Source organism: Streptomyces sp. NBC_00683 (genome assembly GCF_036226745.1).
Classification (GTDB): Bacteria; Actinomycetota; Actinomycetes; order Streptomycetales; family Streptomycetaceae; genus Streptomyces.
In genome coordinates, this window is the sequence record NZ_CP109013.1 from 3,524,220 (window position 1) to 3,543,991 (window position 19,772).

Below are 19,772 nucleotides of genomic sequence, written 5' to 3' on the forward strand. Positions count from 1 at the left end.
CACGAGACCGCACTGTGATGCTTGTCGCGCACTGCCGCGGGGTCAGGAACCCACGCGGTAGGAGGAGATGGCCTGCGCGTAGACGTCGGAGACCTTGTCGCGCTCGTTCGACGGGCCGATGACCTGGATGATGTGGTACCTGCCGCTCACGATCATGACGAGGTTACGGACGTAGACCTCGCGGCCACCGCTCTCCTGCCACGTGAACTGCCCCTCGGCCATGGCCTGCCGGCCGACATCGACCCGGCGCATGCCCGTGGACGTCGCCCAGCTGGACTCCCGGAAGGGCTGCAGCTCCGGTTCCTTGCTGCGCTGGTAGTCCAGCGGATCGCTGCCGTTGGCCTTGACGGTGTCGCGGCCGGGCACGATCAGCACGCTGAACCCGTCGCTGCCGTACCGGATCTGCCGGTCGGCGTTGGCCGGGCTGCGCTGCCAGTCCTTGGGCACACCGATCTCGAAGCCTTCGGCGTCCTTGCGCAGCGCATAGCCCGGAGCGAGCGCGACGGCCGAACGGCTGCTCTGCGGCTTCTCCGAGCCGGAGGAACCGGAGGAACCCGAAGGGGCCGGCTCCCCTGCCGACGCACTCGGTTCGGGTTCCGGCTCCGCGGGCGCGGCGGAGCCGGAGGGCTGTCCCTGCGACCCCGTCTCCGTACCGCCGTCGGACCCGGCCTTGGGCATGAACATCACGGCGTAGGCCACCGCGGCGGCCATCGCCAGCAGGATGAGCACCAGCAGCAGCCGTCCCAGCCGCCTCGGCGGCCGGCCACCGGGCCGCCGGCCGGGCTGCGGCTCGCGCAGCACCCTGGGGCCCTTGGGCTCGCGCGGTGCGCGCGGCGGCTTCTTCGCGTACTCCGGCTCGTGGACGGGCTGCTTCTCGTACCGCTGCGGCTTGCCCTGGCGGTGGCGGCCGTGCGCCGACCCGCGGCCCCGGCGCCTGCGCACCAGCTCGCCCCGTCGGCGGACGACGGGGAGGCGGGTGGCGTCCGGCGGCGGCAGCGGCACGACGTCGTTGCCCGCCTCGGGCTCGGGCGCCGACCGCACGAGGGAGCGCAGCCAGCCGCGCAGCTCCTCGAAGTCGGGCCGCTCCGTGGGGTCCTGACGCAGCAGCGACTCGACGACGGGGCGGAGCGGGCCGCACTCCTCCGCGAAGGCGGGCGGCTCACCGCAGACCATCTGGACGAGCTCGGCCGCGTTCTCCTCGGGGTACGGGGCGTGGCCCTGTACGGCCCGGTAGAGCAGGGCGCCCAGAGCCCACAGGTCGGTGGACGGGCCGATGGGCGGGGCCAGCTGCCAGTTGTCGTGGACGGGGCCCGCCTGCTCCGGCGCCCATCGCTCGGTGACGGCGCCGACGACGGCGATACGGGCCTGCCGGGCGCGTTCGGCGGCGAGGGGGGTGGCGGGGCCGCGGTAGGCGGGAGTGCTGCCGCTGCCCGCGACGACCTCGTCCCACCCGCCGGAGGACGCCTGCGCGGCCACCGGCTGCGGCAGACGGTCCTGCCGGGCCGCGGGAACGGCGGGGCCGGTTCCCAGGCGCCGTGAGTCGGCGCGCAGCGCGTCCTCCCCGGAGCCGCCCGAACCGCCCGCGGGAACCGGGCGGCCTGCGCCGGGGCCGTCGCCCCAGGTGCCGGCGAGGTGGACCCGCCGGGGACCGCCGGCGTAACCGCCGGGACCCTCGTCGTCCTCCTCGTCCTCGTCGTCGTAAGGGTCGTAGGTGTCGTCGGCCGCCCGGCCCCAGGTGCCGGCCGGCTGCGAGGGGCCGATGGCGGGAGGACCAGCAGTCTCCCCGCGCTCCCCTGCGCCGGCGCTCGCCTCGTCGCGGTCGCGCTGCTGCTCCTCGTTGACCCGGGCCGCGGCGCGGGCACCCGCCCGGTAGGCGGCGATGGCCCCGGCACGGGCGGCGCGCAGCTGCGCGGCGCTTCCGGCTCCGGGCTCCGCCGCGGGCACGGCCGGACGGGCCGGCCGCGGGACGAGCTCCTGCCCGTGCCGGTCCGCGCCCTGGTCCGCGTCCCCGGCCGGCGGAGCCGCCGCCTCGATCTCCGCGGGACCGCGCGAGGCCGGCACCCCGGCGGCGGACGGCCCCTCCGGAGAGGGCGGGGCGAACGGCGAGGGCGGGGCGAACTCGGAAGGCTGGGCGAACTGCTGGGGCGGGGCGAACTCGGAGGGCGGCTCGTACGGGCCGGTGGGGCCCGTCTCCACCGCCGGGGCCCCGTAGGTGTTCTCGTCGTCGGGCTGCGGTGCGGGGACGTACCCGCACAGCGCCTCCTCGGCCGCACCGGCGGCCAGCCCCGTCAGCACGACACGGCCGTCGTCGCAGACCAGCACCGTGCGGACGGTGATGTTGCGGTGGGTCCAGCCGTGGGCGTGCAGCACCCGCAGCGCGGTCAGTACGTCGGAGCCGATCTCGGCGGCCCGGTACGGATTGAGGGGACGCTCCGCGAGAAGGGCCGCGAGCGGGCGGGCGGCGACCAGTTCACTCACTATCCAGAGCGAACCCGCCTCGGCGAACACGTCGAAGACCTGGTCCAGGCGCGGATGGTCGGGCACCTGGGCCGCCGCCTGGGCGGCCTCGATCGCCCTGCGGACCGCGGGGTCCGTGGAGCGCCGCACCGTACGCCCGGTGGCACGCCTGGCGGCCGAGGGCAGCCCGTCGGCGTCGAGCACTTCCGCGTCCACGACCTCCGGCAACGGCACCTGCCGGACCAGGACTTCCTGCCCGCTGTACGTGTCGAACGCCCGGGTCTCGACCAGTTCGTACGCATCGGACGGGGGCAGCGGAAGGCGGTAGCGGTCGGCAAGTACCCGACCCGCATAGTCGTCCACGACGCCTCCCCAGAGCGCACTGTCCCCCGGTCACGGAGACCGCATAATCCGTCAATTGCGGTCACTTGCTGTGCAATTGACCCATGATCCCGGCTGCGTACGGTCCACGGTCTCTCACGATACGTGGCAACGCGCGGCGGTGCGGCCGGGTCGGGGCAACCCGGCCGTTCCGTTCGGCGGCGGACCGTCAGTCGGTGGGCTTGAACGTGGCGAACGCCGTCTCCCGCAGCGCGGTGCACTCCGCGCCGTCCCACTCGCTCTCCTTGCAGCTGATCATGATCGAGTAGCCGTGGGTGGCGTCGGCCTTGAACCCGCGGTTCAGCACCCGGACCCGCATGCCCTGCTGGGTGCGCACGAACTCCCAGTCGGCGACGGTCGGGTAGCCGTTGAACTCGACCTTCTTTATGCCGATGTGCTTGTAGCCGTTGCTGAGGGCCTTGGTGCCGGCTACGGCCGCCGTCCAGGCAGCCGCCGCGTCGTCCTTCGGGGAGGCGTTGTAGTCGACCTGGACACGCGGGAAGCCGCCGTCGGCGTTGTAGATGCGGCCGGAGTTCCTTCCCGCTATGACGTCGCGCTTGAAGCCCTCGGGCATCGCCATGCTGAAGTGGAACTGCCTGTCGGTGACCTGCTTGAACCCGGCGGGCACGGCGTCGGGGGCCGGTGCGCCGGTCTCCGGATCGGGAGACGGTTTGTTCGTCGCCTCGCCCTGCCCCTCCTTCTGGCCCTCGTCGTCCTTACCGCTGTCCTTGCCCTTGCCCGAGTCGGTGGCGCTGTCGCCACCGGCGGCGGCACCGGCCGACGCGGCCTTGTCACCCCCGCCGCCCGTGCCACTGCCCTTGTTGTCCTTGTCGCCGTCGCCCAGGGTGAGCGCGAGGACCGTGCCGAGGACGGCGAGCACGACGACACCGGCGATGACCGCCAGGGTGCGGCGCGGCACGACGTCCGTGATCGAGGCACGGGCCGGTACGGTGGACGGGCCTCCGGGGCGGTGCGGCGGCACTGCGGGCCCGGAGGCCGATGCCGTGGCGGTACCCGCGGCAGGCGGAACGGCCGGCGCCTGCGTGGGCGCCGGGGGAACGGCCGTGCCCGCGGCCGCTGCCGGAGACTTCGCGTTCCGTACGGACCGCAGCGCACCGCGCAGCCGGTCCCGCGCGCTCTCTCCCGGACCGCTCGCGGTCGTGGCCCCGTCACCGGCCGGGGGCGCCGATCCGGTGGAACCGCCCGCTGCCGCACCCGCTGCCGCCGCGGACGCTGCTGCCGCGCCCGCCGCCTTCTTGTTTCCGCTCTTCGTGCCGATGATTCCGGGCAGCGCCATGACCTGCGTGGAATCGGCGGGCGGGGGCACCGGACGCTCCGGCTGCTCCGGAGCATTGATCACACCGGTGAGCAGCGCTCGTGCCCCGGCGTCGTCGAGCCGCTGCTCGGGGTCCCTGGCCAGCAGGCCGTAGATGACCTCCTCCAGCGGACCCGCGTTCTTCGGCGGGTCAAGCGGTTCCGTCATCACCGCTGTCAGCGTGGCGATGGCCGAGCCCTTGTCGTACGGAGGGCAGCCCTCGACGCTCGCGTACAGCAGTCCGCCGAGCGACCACAGGTCCGCGGGCGGGCCGGGCTTGTGCCCGCGGGCACGCTCCGGCGAGATGTACGAGGGAGCGCCGACGAGCATGCCCGTCGAGGTGACGGAAGGGTCGCCCTCGACCTGGGCGATGCCGAAGTCGGTGAGCACGACCCGGCCGTCGTCGGAGATCAGCACGTTGGACGGCTTCACATCGCGGTGCAGGATGCCCTCGCGATGCGCCGATCGCAGCACGTCGAGGATGGCCAGACCGACCTCCGCGGCGCGCCTCGGCGTCAGCGTCCCGTCCTCACGGATGGCCTCGGCGAGCGACTTGCCCTCGATGAGCTCCATGACGATCCACGGCCGGTCGTCCTCGTCGACCACGTCGTAGACGGTCACGGCGCTGTTGTTGCGGATCCTCGCGATCGCCTTCGCCTCACGCAGGGTGCGCGTGATCAGACGGCGCTTCTCGTCGTCGTCGATGGCTGAGGGGAACCGCAGTTCCTTGACCGCGACCGTGCGGCCCAGCGTCTCGTCGGCAGCACGCCAGACCGTGCCCATGCCGCCCCGGCCGAGCACCGCCCCGAGCCGGTACCGCCCCGCGAGAAGACGTCCGTCCTTGTCCCCTTGGGGCTCCCGTGACTGCTCCGCCTCCGACATGCGTCCCCTCTGCGATCAACCCGCCCTGGCAGAGCGTTCATTGTCCCTCACCCCGGGACCGGCCGTGGTGCCGGGTCCTTGGTCAGCCATGATGTGGCCGGAGGAAGGAGCCCCCTGCCATGCCGACACTCAGGGCGATGCTCGCCGCCCCGGTGGTGCTGACCCTGCTCGCCCTGGGAACGGCGAGCCTGCCCAGCGAACCACACCTCACGCCCGCATCCTCCTACCTTCCCCGGCTCGTCGTCGAGGGCGACGCCCCCGCGGCGGCCTTTCTGTCCCGTCACGACTCCCCCGCACCACGGGAGACCTACCGCTCCGCCGGACCCGGAATCCGGCCCGGCGACCGCTTCCGGGCGGGCAGCGTCACGAAGACATTCGTCGCGACGGTGGTCCTCCAACTCGCCGGGGAAGGCGCGCTGCAGCTGTCGGACACCGTGGACACGCATCTCCCGGGCCTGATACGCGGGCACGGCAACGACGGACGCCGCATCACCCTGCGCGCCCTGCTGACCCACACCAGCGGTCTCTACGACTACACCGAGGCGCTGCCCCCCACGGACCCCGCCGCCACGGGCGCGGCCGGTCCGTCCGCGCAGCCCCTCACACCGGGCACCGCGGTCCGCACCGCCCTGAACCGCCCCCCGGTCTCGGCGCCCGGCACGTACGCGTACTCCAACACCAATTACGTGCTGCTCGGCCTGGTCGTTCAGCGCGTGACCGGACATCCGTACTCCACCGAGATACAGCGCCGCGTCCTCACCCCCCTGCGACTGACCGGCACCTCGTTCCCCGGGGCCCGGAGCACCCTCCCCTCCCCGCACTCCCGCGGCTACCACCGCTCCCCCGGTGACGGCACGCTGCGCGATGTCACCGGGGCCGGCCCGCGCACGGCGGGCGCGGCCGGGGAGATGGTCTCCACGCTCGCCGACCTGACCCGCTTCTACGCGGCCCTGCTGGGCGGCCGCCTGCTGCCGCCCGCCCAGCTGGCCACGCTGCTCAACACCCGTACGGCACACGGCATGTACGCCATGGGCATCTATCCGCAGAAGCTCTCGTGCGGGACCACCGTCTGGGGACACAACGGGCACATCACCGGAAGCTACGTACGGGCCGCCGCGACGCGCGACGGCCGGCACGTCTTCATCTTCCGGGCGAACACGGACATGCTGTCCGATCCGGACCTCGAAGCGGCCCTGCTGGAGGCCGAGTTCTGCCGGGTCCGGACCGGCGGCCCCGCGTAACCCCCGACAAGGAGGCCCTAGATCGGGACGATGTCCGGCGCCCCCAGCCGAGCCGCGTCCGCGGTCAGGTCGTCCGGCTGGCGCTGCGACTCCCGCTCCGCCTCCACCCGCTTGCGGTAGTGCTCCACCTCCCGCTCGACCTGGTCCGTGTCCCAGCCCAGGACCGGCGCCATCAGGTCCGCGCACTCGCGCGCACAGCGGGTGCCCCGGTCGAACGTCTCGATGGAGATCCGGGTGCGCCTCGTCAGTACGTCGTCGAGGTGGCGGGCACCCTCGTGCGAGGCGGCGTAGACGACCTCGGCCCGCAGGTAGTCCTCGGCGCCGGCCAGCGGTTCGCCCAGCGACGCGTCGTCCGCGACCAGGTCGAGCAGCTCCTCGGTCATCGCGCCGTAGCGGTTGAGCAGGTGCTCCACCCGGGCGACGTGGAGCCCGGTCCGGGCGGCGATCCTCGCCCGCGCGTTCCACAGGGCCCGGTAGCCCTCGGCTCCCAGCAGCGGGATGTCCTCCGTGACGCAGTCGGCGACCCGCTGGTCCAGTCCGTGCACCGCCTCGTCCACCGCGTCCTTCGCCATCACCCGGTAGGTCGTGTACTTGCCTCCCGCGACGACGACGAGCCCCGGCACGGGGTGCGCCACCGTGTGCTCGCGCGACAGCTTGCTCGTCGCGTCGGACTCACCGGCCAGCAGGGGCCGCAGCCCCGCATAGACGCCCTGGACGTCGTCCCTGGTCAGAGGGGTGTTCAGGACGGAGTTGACGTGTTCGAGCAGATAGTCGATGTCGGCGCTGGACGCGGCCGGGTGCGCCTTGTCCAGGTCCCAGTCGGTGTCCGTCGTGCCGATGATCCAGTGCCGCCCCCACGGGATCACGAACAGCACGGACTTCTCGGTCCGCAGGATCAGCCCGGTCGAGGAGTGGATGCGGTCCTTGGGTACGACCAGATGGATGCCCTTCGACGCCCGGACGTGGAACTGTCCGCGCTCACCGATGAGCGCCTGGGTGTCGTCCGTCCACACACCGGTCGCGTTGACCACCTGTTTGGCCCTGACCTCGTACTCCCCGCCGCCCTCGACGTCCTGCACCCGCGCGCCGACCACCCGCTCGCCCTCGCGGAGGAAGCCGATCACCCGCGCCCTGTTCGCCACGTGCGACCCGTAGCCCGCGGCCGTGCGCACCAGGGTGGCCACGAAGCGGGCGTCGTCCATCTGGGCGTCGTAGTACTGCAGGGCGCCGACGAGGGCGTCCTTCTTCAGCGCGGGCGCGACCCGCAGGGCACGGCGGCGCGAGAGATGCCGGTGCACGGGCAGGCCCCTGCCGTGTCCGGAGGACACCGACATCGCGTCGTAGAGCGCGACGCCCGAGCCGGCGTACAGCCGCTCCCACCCCTTGTGCTGCAACGGATAGAGGAACGGAACGGGCTTCACCAGGTGAGGGGCCAGCCGCTCCAGGAGCAGCCCTCGCTCCTTCAGCGCCTCCCGTACGAGCGCGAAGTCCAGCATCTCCAGATAACGCAGCCCGCCGTGGATCAGCTTGCTCGACCTGCTGGAGGTCCCGGACGCCCAGTCACGCGCTTCGACGAGCCCGGTCGAAAGTCCTCTGGTGGCCGCGTCCAGCACGGTCCCGGCGCCGACCACGCCCGCTCCCACGACCAGTACGTCCAGTTCGCGCTCGGCCATCGCGGCGAGCGCGGCGGTGCGCTCCGCGGGTCCCAGTGTCGCTGTCCTCACTGCTGCCTCCCGGTAGATCGGGGTGGTCCGGCACGGGAGCGGGGACCGGCCGCGCGGCCGGGCACCCGTGCCCACCACTCGATTCTGTCCGCGGTCCACGACTTCAGCCACCGCCTGTGGACAACACCCGGTCGACGAGAGTCACAGAATGCGACATATAGGTCATATTTACGCCTAGTCTGACATTGCGCTGTCCCCAGCAGTTGCACTTTCTGTCTTCTTGGTCTTAGGGAAGGACGGCCCCCGACATGCCCGCCGACCTCGCTGTCATCGGACTCGGTCACCTAGGCCTGCCCCTCGCCCAAGCAGCCGTCGCCGCCGGAATCCACACCGTCGGCTACGACACCGACCCCCGCCCCTACGCCGAACTCTCCGCAGGCCGTACACCGGTCGAGGGATCCCTCAGCGCCTCCGACATCCGGCGGATGCTCTCGGGGGGATTCCGGCCCACCGCCGACCCGGCCGAGCTGGGCCGGGTCCGTACCGCCGCGATCTGCGCCCCCACCCCGCTGGGTCCCGACCGCACCCTCGACCTCGGCGCCGTGACCGACGCGGCCCGCGCCCTCGCCGCCCGGCTGCGCCCGCACACCACCGTGCTGCTGGAATCGGCCGTGCCCCCCGGAACCACCGAGAACGTCGTGCGGCCGCTCCTGGAGGAGGGATCGGGGCTGCGCGCCGGACGCGATTTTCACCTCGCGCACTCCCCCGGCCGTCTCGATCCCGGCAACCGCACCCATGTCTTCGCCAACACCCCCAAGGTCATCGGCGGCCTCACCCCCGCCTGCACGGAGTCCGCCGCCGCCTTCTACGGACGGCTCACCGACAAGGTCGTCCGGGCCCGCGGGCCGCGCGAGGCCGAGATGACGAAGGTCCTCGAAACCAACTTCCGGCACGTCAACATCGCCCTGGTCAACGAGATGGCGGTGCTCTGCCACGATCTCGGCGTCGACCTCTGGGACGTCATCCGGTGCGCCGAGACGAAGCCCTTCGGCTTCCAGCCGTTCCGCCCCGGCCCCGGCGTCGGCGGCCACGGCGCCCCCGTGGACCCCGGCTACCTCCCGTACAACAGCCGCACCCCGGGCCACCCGCTGCGCATGGTCTCGCTCGCCCAGGAGATCAACGACCGGATGCCGAGTTACGTGATCCAGCGCTGCGCGACCCTGCTGAACGAGCACGGCAAGTCCGTCCGGGGCGCGCGGGTGCTGCTGCTCGGCGTCACGTACAAGCCGGACCTCGCCGACCAGGAGGCCTCCCCCGCCCGGGAGATCGCGACCAGGCTGATGGACATGGGCGCCCAGATCGGCTACCACGACCCGCACGTCCTGGACTGGCGCGTGCGCGAACTGCCTGTTCCGCGCGCCGACTCGCTGTACGAGGCAGCCGCGGGCGCCGACCTGACGGTGCTGCTCCAGCACCACCGCACCTACGACCTCCAGGGCCTCGCCGTGAAGGCCCAACTCCTCCTGGACACCCGGGGAGCCACCCCGGCCGGAGCCGCACACCGGCTCTAGGAAATGGTCCACCGGCCAGTCCCCGCAAGGATTCCGGTGGGCCATGTCGGTGCGGACTGCTAGCCTGCGGCGTCACATCTCGCACAGTCGTGCGCATCCGTCCCAGGGGGAACAACCATCATGAGCCAGCCCGTGCAGCCGCCGAACCCGCCGCAGCAGCCCTACGGCGGCGGCCAGCCTGCCGACGGCAACCCGTACGCGGGCCAGCAGCCCGGCGCCCCGACCGGCAACCCGTTCGGGGGCCAGCAGCCCGGCCAGTTCGGCGGCGGCGCCCCGTTCGCCCCCGTCCCGCCGCTCCGCAACAACGTCGGCCTCGGCGTGCTGGCCGCCCTCGGCACCGCGATCGTCGCCGCGATCCTCTACGGCGTGATCGCCGGTGCCATCGAGCGCGAGGTCGGTTACGCGGCTGTCGGTGTCGGCTTCATCGTCGGCTTCGCGGCGAGCAAGGTCGGCGGGTCCAACCCCGGCGTCCTCGTCTCCAGTGCCGTCTTCTCCCTCGGCGGCGTGTTCCTCGGCCAGCTCATCGGGATGTCCGTGGTCCTGGCGGACGCTCTCGGCGTGGGCTTCTCCGAGGTCTTCTTCGAGCACTTCAGCGATGTGCTGGACATCTGGAAGGAGGAGGCCGACTTCATGACGTACCTCTTCCTCGCCCTGGGTCCGGTCGCCGCCTTCGGTGGCGCCAGGAAGGCCGGCTGACCAGCGGCACGGCATACGGGAGGGCCCGGACCACCGAGGTGGTCCGGGCCCTCCCGTATGTGTACCCGAAGGGGCGTCAGCGGCGGTGCTGCGAGTCCGCCACCGTCACCTCGACGCGCTGGAACTCCTTGAGGTCGCTGTAGCCCGTGGTGGCCATCGCCCGGCGCAGCGCGCCGAAGATGTTCATCGAGCCGTCGGGGTTGTGCGAGGGCCCGGTCAGGACCTCCTCCGTCGTGCCGACGGAGCCCAGGTCGACCAGCTTGCCGCGCGGCACGTCCTCGTGGACGGCCTCCATGCCCCAGTGCCGGCCGCGGCCGGGCGCGTCCGTCGCACGGGCCAGCGGGGAGCCCATCATCACGGCGTCCGCACCGCAGGCGATCGCCTTGGGCAGGTCGCCGGACCAGCCGACACCGCCGTCCGCGATCACGTGCACGTACCGGCCGCCGGACTCGTCCATGTAGTCGCGGCGGGCCCCGGCCACGTCGGCGACCGCGGTCGCCATCGGGACCTGGATGCCGAAGACGTTGCGCGTGGTGTGCGCGGCGCCGCCGCCGAAGCCGACGAGGACACCGGCCGCGCCGGTGCGCATCAGGTGCAGGGCCGCGGTGTACGTGGCGCAGCCGCCGACGATCACCGGGACGTCCAGCTCGTAGATGAACTGCTTCAGGTTGAGCGGCTCGGCCGCGCCGGAGACGTGCTCGGCGGAGACCGTCGTACCGCGGATGACGAAGATGTCCACGCCCGCGTCGACCACGGCCTTGGAGAACTGCGCGGTGCGCTGCGGCGAGAGCGCCGCGGCGGTGACGACACCGGAGTCGCGCACCTCCTTGATGCGCTGCCCGATCAGCTCCTCCTGGATGGGGGCGGAGTAGATCTCCTGGAGCCGCGGGGTGGCGGTCTCGACGGGCATCTCGGCGATCTCGTCGAGGAGCGGCTGCGGGTCGGCGTGCCGGGTCCACAGCCCCTCGAGGTTGAGGACGCCGAGGCCGCCCAGCTCACCGATGCGGATGGCGGTCTGCGGGGAGACCACCGAGTCCATGGGAGCGGCCAGGAAGGGCAGCTCGAAGCGGTAGGCGTCGATCTGCCAGGCGATCGAGACCTCCTTCGGGTCACGGGTACGACGGCTCGGTACGACAGCGATGTCGTCGAACGCGTATGCCCGCCGACCGCGCTTGCCGCGCCCGATCTCGATCTCAGTCACGATGGTGTGGCCTTTCCTCTACGTCTGCGCTGACCAGTATCCCCGACACACACATGAGGGGCGGTTCCGGGAACCCCGGACCGCCCCTCACCTGCGCTGATGCGTTACTTCCTGCTGTAGTTCGGCGCTTCGACCGTCATCTGGATGTCGTGCGGGTGGCTCTCCTTGAGACCCGCCGAGGTGATCCGTACGAATCGGCCGTTCGCCTGGAGCTCCGGGACCGTCCGGCCGCCGACGTAGAACATCGACTGGCGCAGACCGCCGGTGAGCTGGTGGACGACCGCGGACAGCGGGCCGCGGTACGGGACCTGGCCCTCGATGCCCTCGGGGACCAGCTTCTCGTCGGAGGCGACGCCCTCCTGGAAGTAGCGGTCCTTGGAGTACGAGCGCTGGTCGCCCCGCGTCTGCATCGCGGCGAGCGAACCCATGCCGCGGTACGACTTGAACTGCTTGCCGTTGATGAACATCAGCTCGCCCGGGGACTCCTCGCAGCCCGCGAGCAGCGAGCCCAGCATCACGGTGTCCGCGCCGGCCACCAGGGCCTTGGCGATGTCGCCGGAGTACTGCAGGCCGCCGTCGCCGATGACCGGGACGCCGGCCGCCTTGGCGGCGAGCGAGGCCTCGTAGATCGCGGTGACCTGCGGGACGCCGATACCGGCGACCACACGCGTGGTGCAGATGGAGCCGGGTCCGACGCCGACCTTGATGCCGTCGACTCCCGCGTCGATCAGCGCCTGGGCGCCGTCGCGGGTGGCGATGTTGCCGCCGATGACGTCGACACCGGCCGCGTTCGACTTGATCTTGGCGACCATGTCGCCGACGAGCCGGGAGTGGCCGTGCGCGGTGTCCACGACGATGAAGTCGACACCGGCCTCGGCGAGCGCCTGCGCCCGCTCGAAGGCGTCGCCCGCGACACCGACGGCGGCGCCGACGAGCAGCCGGCCCTCCTTGTCCTTCGCGGCGTTCGGGTACTTCTCGGCCTTGACGAAGTCCTTGACGGTGATGAGGCCCTTGAGGACCCCGGCGTCGTCGACCAGCGGAAGCTTCTCGATCTTGTGGCGGCGGAGCAGCTCCATGGCGTCCACGCCGGAGATGCCCACCTTGCCCGTGACCAGCGGCATCGGCGTCATGACCTCGCGCACCTGGCGTCCGCGGTCGGACTCGAAGGCCATGTCGCGGTTGGTGACGATGCCGAGCAGCTTGCCCGACGCGTCGGTGACCGGGACACCGCTGATGCGGAACTTGGCGCAGAGCTGGTCCGCCTCGCGCAGCGTCGCGTCCGGGTGCACCGTGATCGGGTCGGTGACCATGCCGGACTCGGAGCGCTTCACCAGGTCGACCTGGTTGGCCTGGTCGGCGATGGAGAGATTGCGGTGCAGAACACCCGCGCCGCCCTGCCGGGCCATGGCGATCGCCATGCGTGCCTCGGTGACCTTGTCCATCGCGGCGGAGAGCAGCGGGATGTTCACCCGCACGTTCTTCGAGATGTGCGAGGAGGTATCGATCTGATCGGGCGCCATGTCGGACGCGCCGGGCAGCAGCAGCACGTCGTCGTATGTCAGCCCGAGCGTCGCGAATTTCTCGGGCACTCCGTCGACGTTTGCAGTCATGACACCTTCCCCAAATGGCCTTGATCGGTGCGGATGTCCATGCTAACGGGCTCGCAGGGTGTCTCATTCCACGATCAAGATCACCTGGCGGTTTCGTGGCTTCGTACAGAACGGCAGGTGCCGTCCCGCCCCGCCTCGACTACTGCCCCGCGAGAGCCCTCAGTCTGCTCAGCGCACGGTGCTGGGCGACCCGCACCGCACCCGGGGACATCCCGAGCATCTGTCCGGTCTCCTCCGCGGTCAGTCCGACCGCGACCCGCAGGACCAGCAGCTCGCGCTGGTTCTCCGGGAGGTTGGCGAGAAGCTTCTTGGCCCAGGCGGCATCGCTGCTGAGCAGCGCACGCTCCTCCGGGCCGAGCGAGTCGTCGGGCCGCTCCGGCATCTCGTCGGAGGGCACGGCCGTCGATCCGGGGTGCCGCATCGCGGCACGCTGGAGGTCGGCGACCTTGTGGCCCGCGATGGCGAAGACGAAGGCTTCGAAGGGTCTGCCGGTGTCCTTGTACCGCGGCAGCGCCATCAGCACCGCGACACATACCTCCTGCGCCAGGTCCTCCACGAAGTGGCGAGCATCACCGGGAAGCCGGTTCAGCCGAGACCTGCAGTACCGCAGGGCAAGGGGGTGGACATGGGCCAGCAGATCGTGAGTGGCCTGTGCGTCGCCGTCGACGGCACGGTGCACCAGAGCACCGATCACCGTCGTCTCGTCGTCGCGCATCGGACCATGGTGCCCTGACGCCTTCCGATCCGCGGCATCGCGTCCTGAGTTGTGCACCGAAGCGTTATGAGCGGGTGCGCCGGATGTCATGTCCTGCGCCCTCCCCTTCCGCTCGACCGAATCGTTCCCGAGGAACTCCACATCTCAAGGATGCGTCATCGGCCGGGAAGCGTCACGCACCGCTGGTGGGGAGGGCCCGGCCGCAGGTCCGCCGCCACCGTCGTCCCGTCCGCGGGTACGCGGACGGGATCGTCACGGCTACCGGCCGCGCCGCGGCATCAGCGGACCAGACCCCAGCGGAAGCCGAGCGCCACGGCGTGGGCACGGTCCGAGGCGCCGAGCTTCTTGAACAGCCGCCTGGCGTGGGTCTTCACGGTGTCCTCGGAGAGGAACAGCTCACGGCCGATCTCCGCGTTGGAGCGGCCGTGGCTCATGCCTTCGAGCACCTGGATCTCCCGCGCGGTGAGCGTGGGCGCCGCACCCATCTCGGCGGACCGCAGCCGGCGCGGGGCGAGCCGCCACGTCGGATCGGCCAGCGCCTGGGTCACGGTCGCCCGCAGCTCGGCGCGCGAGGCGTCCTTGTGCAGATAGCCGCGGGCCCCGGCGGCGACCGCGAGAGCCACCCCGTCCAGGTCCTCGGCGACGGTCAGCATGATGATCCTGGCCCCGGGGTCCGCCGAGAGCAGCCGCCGGACCGTCTCCACACCCCCCAGACCGGGCATGCGTACGTCCATCAGAATCAAATCCGAACGGTCGGCTCCCCAGCGGCGGAGGACTTCCTCGCCGTTGGCCGCCGTCGTCACACGCTCGACGCCGGGCACGGTCGCAACCGCGCGACGGAGCGCTTCTCGGGCAAGCGGGGAGTCGTCGCAGACGAGGACGGATGTCATGACCGTCCTCCGCAGCTGATGCGCGTCACCTTGAGCCTCCAGGCTGATACAAGTCGTCACCTGTGCGGTTGACCCCCTCGGACATCTGCCCGAGCTCGTTGTCCGTCAACCGCCTCTGCCTTCCCAACGATGGTCACTCGAAAGAGTTACGGGTCGAGGGAACCGGTTCGGCACTCTAAGTGAGGGGCCGCGTACGGAGGAGAACGGCGCGGAATCATTCACCCGTCAACCGATCTCTCACCCCTCGGCATGCCCCATTTAGCGGGTTTTCTTCCCTTTTGCTGGCGTCTGTGGCTAGATTCGCAATCAGTCATATTTACATCTACTAACACCGTAGATGTACGGTCGGGACTCCGGTCACCGACGATCCATGACGGTCGAGGATGCCGTTTCCGACTCAGCAAGGTTTCGAGGGGACACGCAATGGCAGATTTCTCCCGCCTTCCCGGACCCAACGCGGATCTGTGGGACTGGCAGCTGCTGGCCGCCTGCCGTGGGGTCGACAGCTCACTGTTCTTCCACCCCGAAGGAGAACGCGGGGCGGCACGGAGCGCCCGCGAGACCTCGGCGAAGGAGGTCTGCATGCGCTGCCCGGTGCGCGCCGAGTGCGCGGCACACGCCCTGGCGGTACGGGAGCCCTACGGCGTATGGGGCGGCCTGACCGAGGACGAGCGCGAGGAGCTCATGGGCCGCGCCCGCAACCGTCTGATCTCGGCCCACTCGGTCGCCACCCAGGGCCCCGGGCACACCTGACCACCTCTACGGACCGGTCGGCGCAGAAACGTTTCTTCACATCTGGTGCACCCGCCTGACGCGGCGCACCGGGTGCCGCGCGCGCCGACCGCAGCTCAGGGGCGCCGACCCGCTCAGCGCGCGGCCGCCAGGGACAGCTGATCCAGGGTGGCCGCCACCGCCGGGACCCGGGCCAGGTCGGGCAGGGTCAGCGCGACGATCTCCCGCTCCACGGCGGGCTCCACCATGACGGTGCGGGCCCCCTTGGGGCGTACCGACTCGATCGCGAGCTCCGGCAGGACCGCGACACCCAGCCCCGCCCCGACCAGGCCGATCACCGCCGGGTAGTCGTCCGTCGCGAAATCGATCCGGGGGGTGAATCCGGACGCCTCGCAGACCTCCACCAGCTGACGCCGGCAGCGCGGGCAGCCCGCGATCCACGGCTCGTCGGCCAGCTCGCCGATGCCCACCGAATCGGCCCCCGCCAGCCGGTGCCCCTCGGGCACCAGGCCGATCAGCCGGTCCGCGAGCAGCGGGCGCACCACCAGGTCGTCCCACTCACCGCCGGGCACCCCGTAGCGGAACGCCAGCGCGATGTCGCAGTCCCCGTCGCGCAGCATCTCCACCGACCTCGGCGGCTCGGCCTCGACGAGCGAGACGCGGGTGCCGGGGTGCGCGGCGCGCAGGGCCGCGAGGGCGCCCGGTACGAGCGTGGAGCTCCCGCTCGGGAACGAGACGAGCCGGACCCGGCCGGCCCGCAGGCCGGCGATCGCGGCCACCTCCTCCTCCGCCGCGGTCAGGCCCGCGAGGATGCCGGACGCGTGGCGCACCAGCGCCTCGCCGGCCTGGGTGAGCCTCATCTCGCGCCCCGTACGGATCAGCAGCGGAGTGCCCGCCGAGGACTCCAGGGCCTTCATCTGCTGGCTGACGGCGGGCTGGGTGCAGCCCAGGTCGCGCGCGGCGGCGGAGAACGAACCGGTGGTGGCCACGGCGCGCAGGACACGGAGATGACGGGCTTCGATCACCCCTCAACCATAAGCGAGTCTTGAGGGATGAGCCGATTTATCATGAACATCTTTGAGGGTCGAGTGGTTAGCGTGTACGCATGAAGCTGCTGACTGTGAATCTGGGACGCCCCACGGCCTCCGAGCACACCCAGGGCCCCGACGGGCTCACGGGAATCGACAAGCGCCCGGCCGACGGCCCCGTACGGGTCTGCGACCCGGGCCCCAGGGGGACCGGCGGCAGTGGTCTGGCCGGTGACACGGTCTGCGATCTGCGGTTCCACGGCGGCTCCGACCAGGCGGTGTACGCCTTCGCCCGCGAGGAGCTGGACACCTGGGAGAAGGAGCTGGGCCGCACCCTGCCCAACGGCACGTTCGGCGAGAACCTGACGACCGTCGGCCTGCCGGTGAGCACCGCCAGGATCGGGGAGCGCTGGCGGGTCGGCGGCGAGCTGCTGCTGGAGGTGACCTCGGGCCGCATTCCGTGCCGTACGTTCGCGGGTCACCTGGGCGAGAAGGGCTGGATCGGCCGGTTCACGCGTGAGGCGGCCACCGGCGCGTACCTGCGTGTGATCGAACCGGGGACGATCCGTGCCGGGGACCCGGTCGCGATCGTGCACCGCCCGGACCACGAGGTCACCGCCGCCCTGCAGTTCCGGGCGGTCACGACCGAACGGGGGCTGCTGCCGCAGCTGTTGGCCGCCGGGGACGCACTGCACCCGGAGGCGCTGCGCCAGGCGCGGGAGTACGCGGCGAAGCACGGGTCGTGACCATCCCCCGGGCGGATGAACGGCCCGCGCTCACCGGGCACTAACGTGCCGCGTATGACGACTGCACTGATTACGGGCGCGACGGCGGGGATCGGGGCCGCCTTCGCACGGCGGCTCGCGAGTGACGGGCACAATCTGGTGCTGGTGGCGCGGGACACCGAACGGCTGCGGGTCCAGGCCACGGAGCTGCACGACCGGCACGGCATCGAGGCGGAGGTCCTGAGGGCCGATCTGTCCACGGACTCGGGGATCGAGGCGGTCGAGGCGCGCCTGGGAGACCGCCAGAACTCCGTGGACCTGCTGGTCAACAACGCCGGGTTCGGCAACAAGGGGCGCTATCTGGACGTTCCCATGGCGGACGAGCTGACCATGCTGAAGGTGCACTGCGAGGCCGTGCTGCGGCTGACCTCGGCAGCGGCCGCCGGGATGCAGGAGCGCGGGCGCGGCGGGGTGGTCAACGTGGCCTCCGTGGCGGCCTTCCTGCCCCGTGGGACGTACGGGGCGTCGAAGGCATGGGTCGTGCAGTTCACCCAGGGCGCGGCCAAGGACCTCGCGGGGTCGGGGGTCCGGCTGATGGCCCTGTGCCCCGGCTTCGTACGGACGGAGTTCCACGAGCGGGCCGGCATGGGGACGGGCAACATCCCGGACTGGATGTGGCTCGACGCGGACAAGCTGGTCGCGGCGGCCCTGGCCGATCTGGCCCGCGGCAAGTCGGTGTCGATTCCCGACCCGCGGTACAAGGCGCTGATGGGCCTGGTGAAGGTGGCACCCCGGGGCCTGCTGGGCGGGGTGACGTCCCGCGCGGGCCGCACGTACGGCCCCAAGTAGCGCGCGGCCCGGGGCAGTTCCCGGCCCGGCGACCGCGCGGGAACGACCGGGGCCCGGTGCCCCCGCGACGGGGGTACCGGGCCTCGGCTGCGTACCGGGTCGTACTAGTGGGAGTGTCCGTGGCCGTGACCGGCGTCGGACTCTTCCTCGGCCGGCTTCTCGACGACCAGGGTCTCGGTCGTGAGCAGCAGCGACGCGATGGACGCGGCGTTCTCCAGGGCGGAGCGGGTGACCTTGACCGGGTCGATGACGCCGGCCTTCACCAGGTCGCCGTACTCACCGGTCGAGGCGTTGAAGCCCTGGCCCTTGTCGAGCTCGGCGACCTTCGCGGTGATGACGTAGCCCTCGAGGCCCGCGTTCTCCGCGATCCAGCGAAGCGGCTCGACGGCGGCACGGCGCACGACCGCGACACCCGTGGCCTCGTCGCCGGTCTTGCCGAGGTTGCCCTCGAGGACCTTGACGGCGTGGACCAGAGCGGAGCCACCACCGGAGACGATGCCCTCCTCGACCGCGGCGCGGGTCGCGGAGATGGCGTCCTCCAGACGGTGCTTCTTCTCCTTGAGCTCCACCTCGGTGGCAGCACCGACACGGATCACGCACACGCCGCCGGCCAGCTTCGCGAGGCGCTCCTGGAGCTTCTCGCGGTCCCAGTCGGAGTCCGTGGACTCGATCTCGGCCTTGATCTGGTTGACGCGGCCCTTGACGTCGGCGGACTCGCCGCCGCCGTCGACGATGGTCGTGTCGTCCTTGGAGACGGTGACGCGGCGGGCGGTGCCCAGCACGTCCAGACCGGCCTGGTCGAGCTTGAGGCCGACCTCCTCGGCGATGACGGTCGCACCGGTGAGGGTGGCGATGTCGCCGAGCATGGCCTTGCGGCGGTCACCGAAGCCCGGGGCCTTCACCGCGACGGCGTTGAACGTGCCACGGATCTTGTTGACGACGAGGGTGGAGAGCGCCTCGCCCTCGACGTCCTCGGCGATGATCAGCAGCGGCTTGGAGCCACCCGCCTGGATGACCTTCTCCAGCAGGGGGAGCAGGTCCTGGATGGAGCCGATCTTGCCCTGGTGGATCAGGATGTACGGGTCGTCGAGGACGGCCTCCATACGCTCCTGGTCGGTCACCATGTACGGGGACAGGTAGCCCTTGTCGAAGGCCATGCCCTCGGTGAACTCGAGGTCCAGACCGAAGGTGTTGGACTCCTCGACGGTGATGACACCGTCCTTGCCGACCTTGTCCATCGCGTCCGCGATGAGCTCGCCGACCTGCGTGTCCTGCGCGGAGAGCGCGGCGACGGCGGCGATGTCGGACTTGTCGTCGATCGGGCGGGCGGTCGCGAGGAGCTCCTCGGACACGGCCTTGACCGCGGCGTCGATGCCCTTCTTCAGGGCTGCCGGGGACGCGCCCGCGGCTACGTTGCGCAGACCCTCGCGGACGAGTGCCTGGGCCAGCACGGTGGCGGTGGTGGTGCCGTCACCGGCCACGTCGTTGGTCTTGGTCGCCACCTCCTTCACCAGCTGGGCACCGAGGTTCTCGTACGGGTCGTCGAGCTCGACCTCGCGCGCGATGGTGACACCGTCGTTGGTGATGGTGGGAGCGCCGAACTTCTTGTCGATGACGACGTTGCGGCCCTTGGGGCCGATCGTCACCTTGACCGTGTCGGCAAGCTTGTTGACGCCGCGCTCAAGGGCGCGACGGGCGTCCTCGTCGAACTTCAGAATCTTCGCCATGGGCTGTTACTTCCCTCTCGAACGAACTGCGCCCCTCGCCGCCCGGCTAGGTATTTCGCAGGGGGCCAGGGGCGCAGAACACAAGCAA

15 protein-coding genes are annotated in these 19,772 nt (G+C 71.4%); 6 read left to right on the forward strand and 9 right to left on the reverse strand.

Features of this window, described 5'->3' with window-relative positions; translation table 11 throughout:
* Positions 1-42: 42 nt before the first annotated feature.
* On the reverse strand, positions 43-2,820 hold the full coding sequence (locus OG257_RS15450; RefSeq protein WP_329208214.1) for a protein kinase: 2,778 nt from the start codon (positions 2,818-2,820) through the stop codon (positions 43-45).
* A gap of 187 nt (positions 2,821-3,007) precedes the next feature.
* The gene (locus OG257_RS15455) at positions 3,008-5,035 is read right to left on the reverse strand and encodes a serine/threonine-protein kinase (RefSeq protein WP_329208215.1); all 2,028 of its coding nucleotides are present in this window, start codon (positions 5,033-5,035) and stop codon (positions 3,008-3,010) included.
* Between the two features lie 119 nt (positions 5,036-5,154).
* On the opposite strand from OG257_RS15455, the gene OG257_RS15460 reads away from it, so the two are divergent.
* Positions 5,155-6,276 (forward strand): serine hydrolase domain-containing protein, encoded by a 1,122-nt coding sequence (locus OG257_RS15460; protein WP_329208217.1) that lies wholly within the window; start codon positions 5,155-5,157, stop codon positions 6,274-6,276.
* A 17-nt stretch (positions 6,277-6,293) separates the two neighbouring features.
* Here OG257_RS15460 and OG257_RS15465 read toward each other — a convergent pair whose 3' ends face one another.
* A complete protein-coding gene (locus tag OG257_RS15465; protein ID WP_329208219.1) occupies positions 6,294-8,000 on the reverse strand; it encodes a glycerol-3-phosphate dehydrogenase/oxidase in 1,707 nt (568 codons plus the stop codon).
* 248 nt (positions 8,001-8,248) lie between these two features.
* Here OG257_RS15465 and OG257_RS15470 point away from each other — a divergent pair, with 248 nt between their 5' ends.
* Together OG257_RS15470 and OG257_RS15475 are read left to right on the forward strand one after the other, a co-directional pair.
* Positions 8,249-9,511, forward strand: a complete 1,263-nt coding sequence (locus tag OG257_RS15470; protein WP_329208220.1) for a nucleotide sugar dehydrogenase — start codon at positions 8,249-8,251, stop codon at positions 9,509-9,511.
* Positions 9,512-9,631: 120 nt separating this feature from the next.
* A complete protein-coding gene (locus OG257_RS15475; RefSeq protein WP_329208222.1) occupies positions 9,632-10,207 on the forward strand; it encodes a hypothetical protein in 576 nt (191 codons plus the stop codon).
* Positions 10,208-10,283: 76 nt separating this feature from the next.
* Here the strand turns inward: OG257_RS15475 and OG257_RS15480 are convergent, their stop codons facing one another.
* The 4 genes from OG257_RS15480 to OG257_RS15495 all read right to left on the reverse strand — a co-directional run bounded on the left by OG257_RS15480 (position 10,284) and on the right by OG257_RS15495 (position 14,623).
* Positions 10,284-11,408, reverse strand: a complete 1,125-nt coding sequence (locus OG257_RS15480) for a GuaB3 family IMP dehydrogenase-related protein (RefSeq protein WP_329208224.1) — start codon at positions 11,406-11,408, stop codon at positions 10,284-10,286.
* A gap of 104 nt (positions 11,409-11,512) precedes the next feature.
* Positions 11,513-13,018, reverse strand: a complete 1,506-nt coding sequence (guaB, locus tag OG257_RS15485) for an IMP dehydrogenase (protein WP_329208225.1) — start codon at positions 13,016-13,018, stop codon at positions 11,513-11,515.
* A gap of 139 nt (positions 13,019-13,157) precedes the next feature.
* Positions 13,158-13,733, reverse strand: a complete 576-nt coding sequence (locus tag OG257_RS15490) for a sigma-70 family RNA polymerase sigma factor (RefSeq protein ID WP_056796454.1) — start codon at positions 13,731-13,733, stop codon at positions 13,158-13,160.
* A gap of 278 nt (positions 13,734-14,011) precedes the next feature.
* A complete protein-coding gene (locus OG257_RS15495) occupies positions 14,012-14,623 on the reverse strand; it encodes a response regulator transcription factor (RefSeq protein WP_003948568.1) in 612 nt (203 codons plus the stop codon).
* A gap of 423 nt (positions 14,624-15,046) precedes the next feature.
* Between OG257_RS15495 and OG257_RS15500 the strand changes: the two genes are divergently transcribed.
* Positions 15,047-15,376 (forward strand): WhiB family transcriptional regulator, encoded by a 330-nt coding sequence (locus OG257_RS15500; RefSeq protein ID WP_329208227.1) that lies wholly within the window; start codon positions 15,047-15,049, stop codon positions 15,374-15,376.
* A gap of 113 nt (positions 15,377-15,489) precedes the next feature.
* Here OG257_RS15500 and OG257_RS15505 read toward each other — a convergent pair whose 3' ends face one another.
* Positions 15,490-16,380: a LysR family transcriptional regulator gene (locus OG257_RS15505; RefSeq protein WP_329208228.1), complete on the reverse strand. Its 891-nt coding sequence runs from the start codon at positions 16,378-16,380 to the stop codon at positions 15,490-15,492.
* An 80-nt stretch (positions 16,381-16,460) separates the two neighbouring features.
* On the opposite strand from OG257_RS15505, the gene OG257_RS15510 reads away from it, so the two are divergent.
* Both OG257_RS15510 and OG257_RS15515 read left to right on the forward strand, forming a co-directional pair.
* Positions 16,461-17,129 (forward strand): MOSC domain-containing protein, encoded by a 669-nt coding sequence (locus OG257_RS15510; RefSeq protein ID WP_329208230.1) that lies wholly within the window; start codon positions 16,461-16,463, stop codon positions 17,127-17,129.
* A 54-nt stretch (positions 17,130-17,183) separates the two neighbouring features.
* Positions 17,184-17,957, forward strand: coding sequence for an SDR family NAD(P)-dependent oxidoreductase (locus OG257_RS15515; RefSeq protein ID WP_329208232.1), 774 nt, complete (start codon positions 17,184-17,186; stop codon positions 17,955-17,957).
* 104 nt (positions 17,958-18,061) lie between these two features.
* Here the strand turns inward: OG257_RS15515 and groL are convergent, their stop codons facing one another.
* Positions 18,062-19,684 (reverse strand): chaperonin GroEL, encoded by a 1,623-nt coding sequence (gene groL, locus OG257_RS15520; RefSeq protein ID WP_329208234.1) that lies wholly within the window; start codon positions 19,682-19,684, stop codon positions 18,062-18,064.
* Between the last annotated feature and the right edge of the window lie 88 nt (positions 19,685-19,772).